The organism is Mangrovibacter yixingensis (genome assembly GCF_020523985.1).
Taxonomy (GTDB): domain Bacteria; phylum Pseudomonadota; class Gammaproteobacteria; order Enterobacterales; family Enterobacteriaceae; genus Mangrovibacter; species Mangrovibacter yixingensis.
In genome coordinates this window covers 223,079-237,639 of sequence record NZ_JAIVKM010000001.1, presented here as the reverse complement: position 1 = coordinate 237,639, position 14,561 = coordinate 223,079, and the positions used below count along the sequence as shown (strand labels likewise).

The 14,561-nt window shown below is 49.8% G+C and carries 15 protein-coding genes; 10 read left to right on the top strand and 5 right to left on the bottom strand.

All coding sequences use genetic code 11. The annotated features are described in order from the left end of the window. Nucleotides 1–9 precede the first annotated feature (9 nt). Genes LC084_RS01150 through LC084_RS01135 form a run of 4 tightly spaced genes read left to right on the top strand, consistent with a single transcriptional unit; the run spans nucleotide 10 to nucleotide 3,784 of the window. Nucleotides 10–918 (top strand): carbohydrate ABC transporter permease, encoded by a 909-nt coding sequence (locus LC084_RS01150; protein ID WP_226568619.1) that lies wholly within the window; start codon nucleotides 10–12, stop codon nucleotides 916–918. After that, nucleotides 908–1,747 carry a carbohydrate ABC transporter permease gene (locus tag LC084_RS01145; RefSeq protein WP_226568617.1) on the top strand — a complete coding sequence of 280 codons (840 nt, stop codon included), beginning with the start codon at nucleotides 908–910 and terminating at the stop codon, nucleotides 1,745–1,747. The genes LC084_RS01150 and LC084_RS01145 overlap by 11 nt, the downstream gene beginning before the upstream one ends. Nucleotides 1,748–1,749: 2 nt before the next feature. After that, nucleotides 1,750–2,712 carry a carbohydrate kinase family protein gene (locus LC084_RS01140; RefSeq protein ID WP_226568615.1) on the top strand — a complete coding sequence of 321 codons (963 nt, stop codon included), beginning with the start codon at nucleotides 1,750–1,752 and terminating at the stop codon, nucleotides 2,710–2,712. Next, nucleotides 2,699–3,784, top strand: coding sequence for an ABC transporter ATP-binding protein (locus tag LC084_RS01135; protein ID WP_226568613.1), 1,086 nt, complete (start codon nucleotides 2,699–2,701; stop codon nucleotides 3,782–3,784). The genes LC084_RS01140 and LC084_RS01135 overlap by 14 nt, the downstream gene beginning before the upstream one ends. Before the next feature lie 92 nt (nucleotides 3,785–3,876). Here LC084_RS01135 and LC084_RS01130 read toward each other — a convergent pair whose 3' ends face one another. Further along, nucleotides 3,877–5,550, bottom strand: coding sequence for a methyl-accepting chemotaxis protein (locus LC084_RS01130; protein WP_226568611.1), 1,674 nt, complete (start codon nucleotides 5,548–5,550; stop codon nucleotides 3,877–3,879). 551 nt (nucleotides 5,551–6,101) lie between these two features. Between LC084_RS01130 and LC084_RS01125 the strand changes: the two genes are divergently transcribed. Next, on the top strand, nucleotides 6,102–6,449 hold the full coding sequence (locus tag LC084_RS01125; protein WP_226568609.1) for a hypothetical protein: 348 nt from the start codon (nucleotides 6,102–6,104) through the stop codon (nucleotides 6,447–6,449). A gap of 345 nt (nucleotides 6,450–6,794) precedes the next feature. Here LC084_RS01125 and LC084_RS01120 read toward each other — a convergent pair whose 3' ends face one another. From LC084_RS01120 to LC084_RS01105, 4 genes are all read right to left on the bottom strand, one after another. Next, complete coding sequence (locus tag LC084_RS01120; RefSeq protein ID WP_226568607.1) at nucleotides 6,795–7,967, bottom strand: multidrug effflux MFS transporter; 1,173 nt, start codon at nucleotides 7,965–7,967, stop codon at nucleotides 6,795–6,797. A 3-nt stretch (nucleotides 7,968–7,970) separates the two neighbouring features. After that, on the bottom strand, nucleotides 7,971–8,588 hold the full coding sequence (locus LC084_RS01115) for a TetR/AcrR family transcriptional regulator (RefSeq protein WP_226568606.1): 618 nt from the start codon (nucleotides 8,586–8,588) through the stop codon (nucleotides 7,971–7,973). 159 nt (nucleotides 8,589–8,747) lie between these two features. Further along, a complete protein-coding gene (locus LC084_RS01110) occupies nucleotides 8,748–9,137 on the bottom strand; it encodes a carboxymuconolactone decarboxylase family protein (RefSeq protein WP_226568604.1) in 390 nt (129 codons plus the stop codon). Nucleotides 9,138–9,245: 108 nt separating this feature from the next. Further along, nucleotides 9,246–9,626 (bottom strand): MerR family transcriptional regulator, encoded by a 381-nt coding sequence (locus LC084_RS01105; protein ID WP_226568602.1) that lies wholly within the window; start codon nucleotides 9,624–9,626, stop codon nucleotides 9,246–9,248. 415 nt (nucleotides 9,627–10,041) lie between these two features. Here LC084_RS01105 and LC084_RS01100 point away from each other — a divergent pair, with 415 nt between their 5' ends. From LC084_RS01100 to LC084_RS01080, 5 genes are all read left to right on the top strand, one after another. Further along, complete coding sequence (locus tag LC084_RS01100; protein WP_226568600.1) at nucleotides 10,042–10,353, top strand: hypothetical protein; 312 nt, start codon at nucleotides 10,042–10,044, stop codon at nucleotides 10,351–10,353. A gap of 227 nt (nucleotides 10,354–10,580) precedes the next feature. Further along, entirely contained in the window at nucleotides 10,581–11,405 is an 825-nt protein-coding gene (locus tag LC084_RS01095; protein ID WP_226568598.1) for an ABC transporter substrate-binding protein, read from the top strand. A 26-nt stretch (nucleotides 11,406–11,431) separates the two neighbouring features. Beyond that, entirely contained in the window at nucleotides 11,432–12,940 is a 1,509-nt protein-coding gene (locus LC084_RS01090) for an amino acid ABC transporter permease/ATP-binding protein (protein ID WP_226568596.1), read from the top strand. Nucleotides 12,941–12,950: 10 nt separating this feature from the next. Continuing rightward, nucleotides 12,951–13,643, top strand: coding sequence for a GntR family transcriptional regulator (locus tag LC084_RS01085; protein WP_226568595.1), 693 nt, complete (start codon nucleotides 12,951–12,953; stop codon nucleotides 13,641–13,643). A gap of 1 nt (nucleotide 13,644) precedes the next feature. After that, a complete protein-coding gene (locus tag LC084_RS01080) occupies nucleotides 13,645–14,481 on the top strand; it encodes an urea carboxylase-associated family protein (protein WP_226568593.1) in 837 nt (278 codons plus the stop codon). The last annotated feature ends 80 nt before the right edge of the window (nucleotides 14,482–14,561 follow it).

Sequence of the window (14,561 nt, the reverse complement as noted above, 5' to 3'; positions counted from 1 at the left end):
GGAAGCGTGATGCTGAATTTGCAACAACGCGAACACCGTCAGGCATGGGTGCTGTTAGCACCCATGGTTATCATGATGCTGTTGCTAACAGCCTGGCCATTGCTGCGTACCCTGTGGTTAAGTTTTACCGATGCCGCGCTTATCAGCACCGGGACCAGCCCAAATTATATTGGGCTGGATAACTACATTTACGCCCTGACCGACCCGGATTTTCGGGACGCATTTGGCCGCACGCTCTACTTTACGGTTGTGTCTGTGGCAATCGAAGGCGTACTGGGCGTATTAGTGGCACTGCTGCTTAACCAGAAATTTGTCGGGCGCAACATTCTGCGGGTGCTGGTGATCCTCCCCTGGGCGCTGCCCACCATCGTTAACGCCATGATGTGGCGGCTGAACTTTAACCCGGATTACGGCAGCATCAATGCCCTGCTCACCCAACTGGGTATTTTGGACAGCTACCGTTCCTGGCTGGGCTCAACGGACGCAGCGCTGAACAGTGTGATGTTTGCCGATATCTGGAAAAACTACCCACTGGTGACATTGTTGGTGCTCGCTGCGCTGCAATCCATACCGGAAGACTTGTATGAAGCGGCAAGGCTTGATGGTGCCAGTGCATGGCGGCGCTTTCGTGCCATCACCTTCCCGGCCATTGTCGCGCCCCTGGGTGTAGCTTTGGTTCTGCGTACCATTGATGCCTTCAAAGTTTTCGACATCATCTACGTCATGACACGTGGCGGCCCCATGGACAGCACCAAAACCCTGAGCTTTTTCGTTTACCAGGAATCGTTCAGTTATATGCGCGCAGGCAGTGGTGCGGCTTACGCCATTCTGATGGCACTGATGTGTGCCGTACTGATTGCCATTTACCTGCTGATGCTATTGCGCCAGCGCCGCCGGAGTACTGCACATGAAGCGTAAAATTCGCACTATCCTGCGTTACCTGGCAGCTCTGGTCGTGGCATTGTCAATTTTGGGCCCGATGGCGTGGCTATTTTTAATGAGTGTCAGCTCCACCGCCGACCTCACCCGCATTCCCCTTGAATGGTTGCCACGCCAGTGGGATTTCAGCCGCTATGCAAGCCTGGTTTCACTGGAACCGGGTAAGCCGGGAGCACTCTTTCTGCACGCGCTGTTAAACAGCATTCTGGTTGCCTGTGGTGCCACGCTGGTGTCACTGGTGCTGGCGGTCCCGGCAGCGTTCAGTTTTTCACGCTACCCAGGCCGCGATGGGTGGTTATATGCCGGGCTGGGCATTTACATGGTGCCTCCCGTTGCCTTCGTACTGCCGCTCTATTTTATTCTGGAACAATTAGGGCTGCTGAATACGCGTATTGGCCTGGTTCTGGTTTATTGCTCGCTGATCCTGCCCTTTCTCACCTGGATGCTCAAAAACCAGTTCGATACCCTGCCCCGCGATATTGAACAGGCGGCCCGGCTTGATGGTTTACGGTTTTGGCAGGTTCTGTTGCGCATCACGCTGCCACTGGCAAAACCAATGTTGGGTGCCTCTGCGCTGTTTGGCTGGCTACTGGCCTGGGATGAATTTTTCTACTCACTGCTGTTTACCAGCAACATTGCGGCGCAAACGTTGCCCGTCACAATTGCCGGATTTACTGCCGGGCGCGCAACCGATGACGGCCTGATAGCGGCAGTCGGCATTCTGGCATCTGTTCCGCCGCTGTTTATTGCTATCTGGCTGCAAAAAACGCTGGTCGGTGGGCTTGCCAGCGGTGGAAGTAAAGGATAACTATGCACAACTTAACCGCGCCTGTGTTGTATGTCGCAGGCAATATCAACGTCGATATCATTATGGGCACCCTGGCGCAGTGGCCCTTACCTGGCACTGAAGCCATGCTGGAGCATAGCGCGCTGCGCCCCGGTGGTTCAGCCGGGAACTGTGCACTGGCCCTCTCTGCGATGGACATTCCCCACCGGGCTATTTCCTGCCAGGGCAATGATGCCTTCACACCATGGCTTGCCGAATATTTTCCGGAAAGTGCCGTCAGGTGGCCAGCTTATGCCTGCGAAACCTCTTTCACAGTAGGTGTAACACACCCGGACAAAGAACGATCTTTTCTTAGCAATTACGGCCATATCACCCGCCTCAGCGCCGACGACATTCTGCACCAACTGCCGGAACAAGCTATTCCGGGCGATGTTGTCCTGCTGTGCGGCACCTTTTTATGCAGCACATTGTTCCGCCAGTACGCAGGCCTGCTACCCACACTGCGCAAGCAGGGTTACCGTATAGCGGTGGATACCGGCTGGCCCCCCACTGGCTGGACACCAGAATTACGCGCAGACGTATATACCTGGTTACCCGACTGCGACTGGTTACTGCTTAACGAGGTGGAAACACTGGGGCTCGCGGGGCTGGAAAATCTGGAGGATGCAGGGGCTGAACTTGCCCGGCAGCTCAGTGGAAAAGGGGGATGTGTGGCGAAATGCGGCCCTGAGGGAGCCCGTTTATGGGCTACACAACAGGCTTATCACGCCCCATGCCAACCTGTCAGGGTTATCGACACCATAGGCGCTGGCGACAGTTTTAATGCCGGTTTTCTGGCCGCACTTTGCCAGGCACAGCCCCCCGAAGAAGCGTTGTACTGGGGAAATGCCGTTGCTGCCCACGCCATCAGTAGTTCACCACGTAGTTACCCTGACTGGCAGGCGTTACAACACCACATAGAGGAGATGTCACATGGCCGGGGTTGAACTGGTAAAAGTAGCCAAGCGTTACGGGAAGCAAACTGTTCTGCACCCACTGGACTTGACCATTCCTGATGGCAGTTTCACCGTACTGGTTGGCCCTTCAGGATGTGGCAAATCCACTCTGTTACGGCTACTGGCTGGCCTGGAAAGCGCCTCTGATGGGGCGATTTTGATGAACCGAAAACAGATAAACGACCTTGACCCAGCCGACAGGGATATCGCTATGGTGTTTCAAAGCTACGCGCTCTATCCCCACCTGACTGTCGCTGAAAACCTTGCTTTTCATATGCAGGTTAAAAAGGTGGATAAAACCACGCAAAAGAGCAAAATCACCCAAATAGCCACCATGCTGGGGATTGATAAATTGCTCAGCCGCTACCCACGGGCCTTGTCCGGCGGGCAGCGCCAGCGAGTGGCGATGGGGCGCGCCATGGTGCGCAACCCACAGGTGTTTTTGTTCGACGAGCCACTGTCCAACCTGGATGCCCAGCTACGTATGGAGCTGCGTGCCGAAATAAAATCCCTGCATCAGCGGTTTAAAACCACCATGATTTATGTCACCCACGATCAGGTAGAAGCCATGACACTGGCCGACCAAATTGTGGTGATGCGTGATGGTGTCATTGTTCAGCAAGGTAGCCCGTTAACTATCTACGACCAGCCCCGCAATACTTTTGTGGCCCGCTTTATTGGTTCGCCGCCAATGAACCTGCTGGAAGGCACTATTCAGCTTCGCCAGGGCGAGCCAGGCGTGCAGTGTGGTGAACTCTGGATACCGTTGCCTGCTCACTGGCACGAAGCCGCACGCATACAGGGTGAAAAACCCGTCATCGCCGGGTTACGGCCACAAGATATTGTTATCGCCCCACAAGGGACCAGTGCTCAGGTGAATATTATGGAAGTAACGGGTGAATCTACATTGCTACACGTGGACTGGCAGGGTTTTGCCGTTCATGTTCAGGCAACAGGCAGGCCCAACACCGGCCCAGGGCAAACACTGTCGTTAGTGGCAAAAAGTGAACGGCTGCACCTGTTTGATAAAGCGAGCGGGGAACGGCTGGCACAAGGGAAGTAACATAATAAAAACGGGGGCTTAAGCCCCCGTCAGATTGATGAAAAAGAAGGGAAAAGCATGGTTTTTCCTTCTTTTTAGTTAGCAGCCGAAAATCAAAATGACTCCCAGTCATTCTCTTTCTGGCCACCACCCGCCAGGGCAAGTTGGCTTTTTTTCGCCGGAGACAGCTCTTTACGCGCTGCGGGTTTCGCTGTATTTCCGCCCGAATCACCAGGCAAGCGGAATACCGAAACAATTTCCGTCAATCGGTGAGCTTGTTCTTCCAGTGACGCCGAAGTACCGGAAGACTCTTCCACCAACGAGGCGTTCTGCTGCGTTACGGTGTCCATCTGAGAAATTGCGCTTCCCACCTGGGAAATGCCCTTGCTTTGCTCAACCGATGCCGAGGCAATCTCTGCCATAATACTGGTCACACTGGAAACAGACTTCAGGATGTTATCCATCGTCGTGTTTGCCAGCGATACCTGCTCATAACCGGTGTTAACATTACTGACTGATTCATCAATCAGGGTTTTAATCTCTTTTGCCGCACCCGCACTGCGCTGCGCCAGGTTACGTACTTCGCTGGCAACCACCGCAAACCCGCGCCCTTGTTCACCAGCACGAGCAGCCTCAACTGCAGCGTTAAGCGCCAGGATGTTAGTCTGGAATGCAATGCTATCGATAACATTGATAATATCGGCGATTTTCTGTGAGCTGCTGGTGATATTTTTCATACTACTAATAACACCCTGCACCACTTCACCGCCTTCATTCGCCGCTTTGGATGCTGTTTGCGCCAACGTACTGGCCTGGGCTGCGTTATCGGCATTCTGTTTTACTACCGCGCTCAATTGCTCCATGCTGGCAGCAGTTTCTGTCAGTGCTGCTGCCTGTTCTTCAGTACGTGACGACAAATCGACGTTACCTGCGGCAATTTCACTGGAACCGTGGTAAATCTCGCTGGCACTGCCACGAATTTGTGAAACCGTTTTTACCCAGTTTTGCTGCATAGTATCAAGGAAAGGAATTAACTGGCCGACTTCATTATTACCCAGTGGATGTGTGGATTTATCTAAATGCCCTTGTGATAACACCTGCAAATGCTGTTTCACCCACTCCAGTGGGCGGCCAAGGAACACGGATAAGTAACGTTCGCTCAGCACCAAAATCACCAGGCCGATAATCATCGTAATAATTATGGTAATGCGAGATACAGAAACCCAATTATTAATACGGCCATTTGCTGCCGTTTTAAGATCCTGAATTTCCTGGTTATAAGCAAGAATGGCGTCAGTGAAATTGGTGCGAAGCGGGTTGTATTTATCACTTGTCAGTTGAGTAAAAGCTTCCAGGTTATTTGCCTTCACCGTTTCGAACATCGGTTTAATGGCCTGGGTAAACAGTGTCAGTGAACTGTTGTAAATATTATCGATCGACGTGCTGCTGATGTTGGCATGGTCTGTCACTTTGAACTGATTAAGCCCCCCCTGCAGGAAATCAATATCCTTACCAATCCCATCCACTAACTGCTGGTAACTGGCTGTATCCCCTTTTTTTTGTGCAACCATAGCACGGTCCATAGCCAGCTTAACCTGGTAGTAACGCGCACTGGCACCATTAATAATATCGCCATTAACCTGCTGAACATTGGTGAGCGCGACTTCTTCTTTCAGGCTGCCCAGAGAGTGCAAAGAGAAAAAGGACACGCCACTCCACAGCAGAGTGAACAAGATAAGGATAGATAACATCATAACCTTAATTTTAAGGTTGCGAATGAAGTGCATATAACCCCCGGAAGTATTGAACTGATAACAAAGCAAGTGCTGAGATAAGAAACAGGAACACAACCTGATGCCGTTGCATCATTTCCGTGTCTGGCGCGCAACACCTGAATGTAATATCGGCACAATTACATTTTTAATTAATATTTTTATCACTTCACCCACACCAAAAATACAGAGTAGAATTATTTTATCTCTCTGTTTTTACTATACTTTAAATTCAAATTACAGCCAGGAAATTAATACAAACACCCACAACAAGAGAAATACCCACAAAAAATAAATATTTTTGAAAAAATAAAACAATCCAACAAAAGTATGATTTCCCAATTAATTAAGCCCGGCTAACTGAGAATAAAACACATTTCATGAACACTAACATATCTTTACATTACAGCAAGAACAATCTTAATTAAAAACAGATCCATATTTTGCTCACAATTCCCCTTTATATACCTCAGCTATTACAACGTTCGGGAAGTATCTCTCCCGCACAAACAACCTTGACGGAAGCCTGTAACCAGGTAACCGGTAAATCTTAATCAGAGAATGATATGAATAAATTAATCGCACTTTCTGCTTTACTGGCCTTTGCCGCAGCTCCCATTGCTCAGGCAGCGCCCCAGCCTGTACAAGGGCAAAACGACCAACAGATGCTGCATAAAAAGGGCCATAACCAAAACAATGGTTCTCATAAAAGCCAGCACCAGAGCAACCACAACGGTAATCACAACAACAACCACAAAAATTCACAAGGTAAACCCGGCCAGAACGGTAACAAGAATATGAAGCCAGGCCAGAACGGCGGCCAAAATACGAAACCCGGCCAGAACGGTAGCCAGAATATGAAACCGGGCCAGAACAATAACGGTGATAACAAACTGCCAGTACAACCGCGTTAAGCTGGCACTTATCTGTTTCTGAATGCACAGAAGGAAACCCTCAGGGTTTCCTCAGAGTGAGGAAAAAGAAGGAAAAAGCGTGGTTTTTCCTTCTTTTTAGTTAGCAGCCGAAAATCAATAAATTGATTTTCCTGGTTTTTTATTGGGTGACATCCTCTCGTTCTGTGCGAACATGAGGTTTGTCATCAGACTCAGGAAACCTTCAGGGTTTCCTTCTTGTTTAATGCATTACATTGTTATTCGCACGGTGGGAACGGTACAACCAACCACAAATGCAACTGACGGCAGGCCACATTACCCGGTAAAAACACCCGGCACATCACGCGTCATTGAAGACTCGCCCGGTTATGCTTTGCGGGCTATCAGCACATAACTTAGCAGCGCTAACAGATAGCTCCCTGCCAGCACCATGCCCATAGAGATAAACGACGTCCCGCCAATGCCGGTTAATGGCGCACTCACACCGCCCATCAAAAACATCAGCGTGCCTAAAAATGCAGATGCAGTACCTGAATGCTGCCCTTGTGTTTGCATTGCCATCGCCCCGGCCAGCGTACAGACTGCGCTGTTAATGGATACAGCGACGAACAATACAGGCACAATAGCCACTAAAGGTGCGCCCACTGCCCCACAACTCAACAAAATCGCCGCAGCCAGTACCGACAGAACCAATGCCCCCACCAACACCGGCTTTTCTCCCCAGCGGCCCGATAATTTCACCGTGCCAAGGGAAAACACAATAAGCCCGGCGCCATTCAACGCAAACAGGTAACTATATTGTTGTGGCGTCAGCTGCCAGTGGGACTGGAAAACATAAGATGATGCGCCAATATAGGCAAATAACCCGGCCAACATAAACCCCTGCACCAGGCAGAGCCCCATAAATCGCCTGTCCCGCATTACCGCAATAAACGATGCAACCATATTACTTTGCTGTTTTTGCCGCCGTTGCGGTGGGTAACTTTCGGCGAGTTTAGTGGTTACCACAACCAGCATCACAAGCCCCAGCAGAGCAAGGGTAACAAACAGCCCCTGCCAGCCAGTGATTGCTAATTGCAAGCCACCCAATACTGGTGCGGCAATGGGCGCCACACCATTAATCGCCATCAGTAAAGCAAAAAACTGCGTCAGTTCCTGCCCGGAATAACAATCCCTGGCAATGGCCCTGGATAATACTGCCCCCCCAGCGCCTGCCAGCCCCTGAATAAAACGAGCCGCCATTAAACCGGGCATATTGGTTGCTATCGCGCAGCCAATGGATGCCAGAATAAAAATAATCAAAGAAGCCAGCAGAGGCACTTTTCGCCCCATTCGGTCACTTAACGGGCCAAAAACCAGTTGCCCCAACCCCAAACCAACCAATGATGCAGTGAGGGTGAGTTGTGTCGCTGAAGTGGACACCTGTAAATGGGCCGTAATATCCGGTAATGCAGGCAAATAAAAATCTGTGCATAGTGGCCCCAACGCGGCCAGCATCCCAAGTATCAGGGCATACAATGTGCGTTGTTGTGTGGACATGATTCAATCCTTTTGACTGGTGTTGTTGCGCAGAGAGTCTGGAAACAGGGTGTGCAAAATGGCGAGGTAATGGCTTTGCAAGCATTGCGCATCTATTGGGCGATGTGGGCGAACATGGCGACGAACCAGTGTGCCTTCAGTGAGCACAGCCATCACTTCGCTCAGTGCATTAACCTGAGTTTCATCCAGCAGTGGATAGCGTGCTTTCAGCATGGCACACCCTTGCTCAAATAAGTCCAGATCCGCCTCAACCATCAGTTGGGCAATACGTGGGTTACGGGTTGCTTCAGCGCTGATTTCCAGCAGCAATGCATCATCGCGGCTGTCAAATGCGGCAATACCAGCCAGCCCCTGAGTAAACTCATCGGCTTTGCGCACCAAATCATGGTTAACGGCCAGCATATGCTCCACACGAGCACCAATTATCGCCTTGATAATGGCTTCCACAATCGCGTCTTTATTCTGGAAACAACGGTAGATTTGGCCAGGCCCAAGCTGTGCTTCCCGTGCGATATCCGCCATGGAAGTGCCGTGCAGGCCCTTTTCCCGAAAACAGTTGCGGGCAGCCTGAATAATCGTGTTGCGCCTGGCATCCTGGCGGCTTATACGGTCCGTAGTCATATATTTTCCGTGTTCGCAGAAGTTCGGGGCGTAATAACCCTCAGATGAGAATGGTCATTCTCGTGTAAACAACGGAAATATTCAAGAAACGGCGATAAGCAATTTGTGCCAATGCAGGCAATGCAGGCAATGCGCCAGAGGCCTGGCGCATTGAGGATGTTATATATGGCTCTCGTGTCCCGCCTGAGAAAATACATCGCGAGCAACAGCCACCGCTTTGAGTGCCGCCGGGAACCCGGCGTATAACGCCATTTGCAGCATCACTTCGATAATTTCTTCGCGGCTGCACCCAACATTCAGCGCACCATGAATATGTACAGCCAATTGTGGTTCGCAGTGGCTCATTGCGGTTAATGCAGCCACGGTAGCAATTTCCCGTGATTTAAGATTCAGTTGCGGGCGGGAATAAATATCACCAAACCCAAACTCCACAATATAGCGCCCAAGATCAGGGCAGATATCAGCAAGCCCGTTAATAACATTTTCACCCGCCCTACCATCAATCTCAGCGAGCTTCGTTAACCCTCTTTCATAGCGTGATTGTTGCATGTGTTACCTCCAGTTAATCAGTACAGGTAACAGGCTAAAAGTTAGAGTACACTCTAAGTCAAGAGAGAGATTACCAGCCACAAAATAACACGCACTCCCGAAGATAAATCAAGCAGATGCGTTCTGGTGTGCCACTTGTTCCCGCAATGCCTCATCATAGAAAGCTATTTTATTGTCCAGTGCCTGTAGATGTGCCTGAGCCTGAGCAATATGTGCCTGCAACACCGCCTGGTGATCTGCCAGCATTTGCCGTCTTTGTGAAAGTGTTGAAGCCCCTTTTCCCCGTAGCACGGCATAGGCGCAGATTTGCGCCAAAGGCATACCCGTTTCTTTCAGGCGAGTAATAAATTTAACCCATTCAATATCTTTTTCATCAAACTGCCGGTGTCCACTGGTATCACGTGCAATATGCAGCAACCCAAGCGTTTCATAATAACGCAGGGTGTACGGGCTTAACTGAGTACGTTCGGCAAAACGGGCAATTTTCATTAGTTCTCCAGGACCTTCCTGTTACCAGCGCAATAAGACAGCTCTTATTCGCAGGGCTAATATTAGTGGGGGTTATGTGTTTATTCTTTATTGCAGACCAACAGCCCGGCAATTAAAATATCACCATATTTTATTCAGTTATCACCTAAGAAAACGGTTGTCATTGCCTGGTATCCACTACCAGCAGACACTTGTATTCATTTTTCACCGGTTGGCATTCCAGCATGCTTTCAGCCATGTCTGGTTATACCCTAAATATTCCGGGTTGCAGGCAGTCGGCAAGTGAATGAATCCCGATGAGCTTACTGTAATAAGTGACTCGGGTGAATGACCGCAGCCAACGCACCTGCAACGTGAAGTATGACGGGTATATACACCGTATTATACGGGCTCACACACTGTCGGGAAGACTCAGATGTTACATAACATATACCAAATTTTGTTGGGTATTATTGCGGTTGCAGTAATTTGGGGTGTTTTTTATGTATTTATTATGTTCATCAGTAAATGTTCACTATGGGCACTGCAAAAGCATATTAATGCCGGGCGTATATCAGATAAATTTCTGGTAAAAATGTATCAGGGCAGCCAACAGTCCAAACGGATTAGCCATAAAATTATTATGTTTCTGGTATTTGGTTTTGGTGCCCTACTGTTGATCTCCGCCAATAAACGCCGTAGTGAATTTATTACCCAGGAAATGCTGCGCCGCGGTTTACCTCTGTAAAATTTCTGCCGGGCACAAATGCCCGGCATCTGTTGATCGCTTTTCATCCTTCCAGAGCACTTTTCGCCCTGGCATGGTGCATTTAACGCACCACCAGAAAACACAAGCCCCGTTTTGATCCAGCACATTTTCCCCAGACCTGCTGTAAGGCTGTATATTTTCATCAAAATTAAAATTGGCACACTTAATGCTTAATCATTGTTGAACAATATTATCAGGGGTTCGACATGAAAAAAGTAATCACGACGTTTCTTGGTAGTGCCGTAACGATGCTGGCTTCACTGCCAGCCCTGGCTGGCAACACCTTACAGCCGGGTAACCTCATCATTGGTTCCGATTTAACCTACCCACCTTATAACTTTATTAAAAACAACCAGCCTGCCGGTTTTGATGCTGAATTTATGCAACTAATCGGTAACGACATGCATCTGAAACCGAAAGTAAAAGACACCCGTTTCGCCAGCCTGATAATGGGGCTAAAAAGCCAGAAATTTGATGTCATCGCATCAACGCTGTATGTCACACCCGAACGTGCGCAGCAGGTGGACTTTATCCCCTATATGAAGACTGGCGGCTCACTGATGGTGAAACAGGGCAGTACCTGGCAACCCAAAAAACCTGAAGATCTCTGCGGTAAAAAAGTAGGGTCAATTAAAGGCGGCGCGTGGATCCCTAAATTACAGAAAGTGTCTGCGGATTATTGCCAGGTGAAAGGGCTCGGCGCTATCGATGTGAAGGAATTTCCTTCCTCACCCGAAACGACCCAGGCTCTGCTCTCTGGTGCCATTGATGTTCAGTATGAAGATGCCGCTGTTGCTAAAGCGACCGTTGAGAAAACCGGTAACCGCCTGGTTATCAGCTCTGACAGCGTGTTGTACCCGGTCGTTGTTGGTCTGGCTGTAAATAAAAACAACACTGCCCTGCGCGACCAGCTGCAAAAAGCGTTCGATGATGTTGTGAAAAATGGTGAATACACAACGTTACTGAAGAAATACAACGTACAGATGCCCGATGCCGGGGAAATCCACAAAGCGCTGGCTGGCACGCTTTAACCACTACCTGTTTGGGAGAGAGCATTATGCAGTTTGACTGGCATTATCTGTTCAGTTTATTCACCTTTGCTGATTTCTGGCATGCCAGTTGGCTGGTTGTGCAATTAAGCTTGCTGACCTGGGTTGGCGGTGTGGTTTTGGGGCTCGGTCTGGCTTTTGCCCGCCAGTCTCCACGCCGCTGGGTCAGCCAGGCTGCCGCAGTTTATATATGGCTGTTTCGCAGCCTTCCCTTATTGGTGTTGCTGATTTTTATCTTTAACCTGCCACAAATGATACCAGAGACGGGGGCGTTGCTGAGCAGCCCTTTTATCGCCGGTGCTATCGCGCTTATTTTGAGCGAAACAGCCTATATTGCTGAGATTCACCGAGGTGGTTTAATTTCGGTACAACGCGGGCAGTACGAGGCCGGTAAAGCACTGGGGCTGGGAAACGGACAGATTCGCCTTAAGATTATCATTCCCCAGGCTCTGCGTATTTCACTGCCTACGCTGGTGAACGAATTTATTACCATCGTAAAAATGACTTCACTGGTCTCTGTTATTTCACTTTCAGAAATACTGATGGTCGGTGAGCGGTTATATACCGAAAACTTTAAGGTGATGGAAACGTTATTAGCGGTCGCCTGTTACTACGTGCTAATTGTCACCTTGTTTGAGCGTTTATTTTCCTGGCTGGAAAAACGCCTGGATATTCAGCGCCGCCAGCCAGCAATGATTGATGCCGACCAGGTACGAGCCACACTACCGGCTCTGGTTCCGGGCACTCGGCGCAGTGTCAGCCCTTCTGCAAAACCAATTCTGGAACTGAGCAATATCCAAAAAGCGTTTAATGGCAAAACCGTGCTCAACGGCATTAACCTGGCCGTACGCCCAGGTGAGATTATCTCCATCATAGGCCCTTCTGGCTCAGGGAAAACCACACTGATTCGCACCATTAATGGTCTGGAAACCCTTGATGGCGGCACTGTACGGCTGTTGGGGCATGATTTTATTGAGGCGGGTCAGGCAGATAACGCTCTTTCATGGCGTAGCAACATTACCAAACTCGGGATGGTTTTTCAGGGCTTTAACCTGTTCCCTCACAAAACTGTGCTAGAAAATCTGATGCTGGCACCACGCCTGCACTTCGAAGAACAACCTGAAGGCTTAAAACAACGCTGCCTTGCCATGTTGGACAAAGTAGGCATGCTCGAACACGCCAACAAATACCCACATCAGTTATCTGGCGGCCAACAACAACGTGTCGCTATTGCCCGCACCCTGGTGATGCGCCCAAGCGTAGTGTTATTTGATGAACCCACATCTGCACTGGATCCTGAACGGGTTACTGAAGTGCTGGATGTTATCGCTAAGCTGGCTCAGGAAGGTATCACCATGCTGATAGTGACCCACGAAATGAAGTTTGCATTCACCATTTCGGACCGGGTGGTGTTTATGGAACATGGCAATATTGAAGTGGATGCCTCACCCAATGCTATCCTGCAAATGCGAGAACATCGCATTAACCGTTTCATTCAGGATATGGCAACCGCCTGAGGCCGCAAAGATGCTCAGTTTGAAAATTGAAGTACCCGAAGAGATGTCCACCGACACGCTGCCCGCTTTCCAGCGTATTGCGGTGCTGTTAAGAGAAAACATTATTAACGGCAACCTGCAGGCCGGACAGGCACTGGCAGAAAACGAACTGGCGGCCTTGTGTGACACCTCGCGCAATACCTTGCGCGAAGCGCTGCGGTTTTTGCATGGTGAAGGGCTGATGGATTATCAACATAACCGTGGCGTGTTTGTTCGCCAGTTAACCCAGCGTGATGTGCGTGACATTTATAAAGCCCGCCGCTACCTGGAAGTGTTGGCAATACAGTCTTCGCCCAACATCAGTGAATTTCACCTGCACAAAATGGCCGGGCAGCTCGACCTTGCGCTCACCGCCGCCAACAACAATGACTGGCGAACTTTCGGGACACACAGCCTGCGTTTTCACCAGCGCATCGTCCATATGCTCGGCTGTGCCCGGTTCAATGAGTTTTTCAGCGTATTGCTTGCTCAGTTACGTTTGTTGTTTGCCAGTGGGGAACATGAAGGTAACTTCCAGCGCCCCTGGCTTGAACGCGACCAGTCCATTTTTGACTTGCTGAAAGCACAACGTACTACAGAAGCCTGCAAGTCGCTTACTGCTTATCTTGAACAATCTGAACAACAGATTATGTCTGCGTTTACGACGCGAATGAACGGAGTTTAATATGTCTTCTTATCCTGCTGCATACCAGAGTACCAAGGGCTCAGCCCTGGATGTCAATCGTGACTTTTACCAGGCTCTGGCTGATGGCAAGCGCACTCAGATTTCCGAACACCTGGTTCCGATTCGCACCGGCTATGCCTGGGAAGTCCCCGCTGGTCATATTTTCCGAATCACCACTCCGCAAGGCCCGCAAGTTGGCGATTTGAATATGTGGAATTTGCATAACCCACGGGAAAGAATGTGGGTATCACGTACCCGCCAGTTGCAGCGAGCGCATTTGTCCACCTTTGACCGGCTTTGGTCTACATTGCCCTTTATGCGCCCTATCGCCACGATAACCGCTGATTCACTTGCCGATTATGGTGTAGATGAGCATGGTGGACGTGTTCATGATCTGCTTGGCACACGCTGCGATCCTTATGTAAACAAACTGCTGACAGGTGAAGATTTTGATTTTCACTGCCACTCCAACCTGACCCGCGCTATTCAGCCCTGGGGGCTGACTGAGTTCGATGTACATGACGTAATGAACGTATTCCAGTGCACCGGGCTTAACGATGAAGATAAATACTTTATGAAAGCCTGCCCGGCGCGCCAGGGGGACTACCTGGAATTCTTTGCGGAAATCGATTTGTTGTGTGCCATTTCTACCTGCCCGGGTGGCGATCTCTCGCTACCTATGTGGGGAGATGAAGCCGAAGACACACTGAAAGTATGCCGCCCATTGGGTATTGAAATTTACCAGCCAGACCCGGCTCTGATAGCAGGTTGGGAATCACCTAAGTCACCAGACTACAAAGGGAACCACGGCATGAAGTTGAAAGCCACCAGTTGGTAACAGTGTTTGTGTTGTGTAGTTGTGTTATGTAGTTGTGTTGTGCTGTGGTTGCGTTATTTTCAGGGAAGAGGAATAACGCT

Bases quoted from the DNA above. Each gene is read 5' to 3' on its own strand.
- LC084_RS01150 (WP_226568619.1), top strand. From the start codon at position 10: ATGCTGAATTTGCAACAACGCGAACACCGTCAGGCATGGGTGCTGTTA.
- LC084_RS01145 (WP_226568617.1), top strand. From the start codon at position 908: ATGAAGCGTAAAATTCGCACTATCCTGCGTTACCTGGCAGCTCTGGTC.
- LC084_RS01140 (WP_226568615.1), top strand. From the start codon at position 1,750: ATGCACAACTTAACCGCGCCTGTGTTGTATGTCGCAGGCAATATCAAC.
- LC084_RS01135 (WP_226568613.1), top strand. From the start codon at position 2,699: ATGGCCGGGGTTGAACTGGTAAAAGTAGCCAAGCGTTACGGGAAGCAA.
- LC084_RS01130 (WP_226568611.1), bottom strand. From the start codon at position 5,550: ATGCACTTCATTCGCAACCTTAAAATTAAGGTTATGATGTTATCTATC.
- LC084_RS01125 (WP_226568609.1), top strand. From the start codon at position 6,102: ATGAATAAATTAATCGCACTTTCTGCTTTACTGGCCTTTGCCGCAGCT.
- LC084_RS01120 (WP_226568607.1), bottom strand. From the start codon at position 7,967: ATGTCCACACAACAACGCACATTGTATGCCCTGATACTTGGGATGCTG.
- LC084_RS01115 (WP_226568606.1), bottom strand. From the start codon at position 8,588: ATGACTACGGACCGTATAAGCCGCCAGGATGCCAGGCGCAACACGATT.
- LC084_RS01110 (WP_226568604.1), bottom strand. From the start codon at position 9,137: ATGCAACAATCACGCTATGAAAGAGGGTTAACGAAGCTCGCTGAGATT.
- LC084_RS01105 (WP_226568602.1), bottom strand. From the start codon at position 9,626: ATGAAAATTGCCCGTTTTGCCGAACGTACTCAGTTAAGCCCGTACACC.
- LC084_RS01100 (WP_226568600.1), top strand. From the start codon at position 10,042: ATGTTACATAACATATACCAAATTTTGTTGGGTATTATTGCGGTTGCA.
- LC084_RS01095 (WP_226568598.1), top strand. From the start codon at position 10,581: ATGAAAAAAGTAATCACGACGTTTCTTGGTAGTGCCGTAACGATGCTG.
- LC084_RS01090 (WP_226568596.1), top strand. From the start codon at position 11,432: ATGCAGTTTGACTGGCATTATCTGTTCAGTTTATTCACCTTTGCTGAT.
- LC084_RS01085 (WP_226568595.1), top strand. From the start codon at position 12,951: ATGCTCAGTTTGAAAATTGAAGTACCCGAAGAGATGTCCACCGACACG.
- LC084_RS01080 (WP_226568593.1), top strand. From the start codon at position 13,645: ATGTCTTCTTATCCTGCTGCATACCAGAGTACCAAGGGCTCAGCCCTG.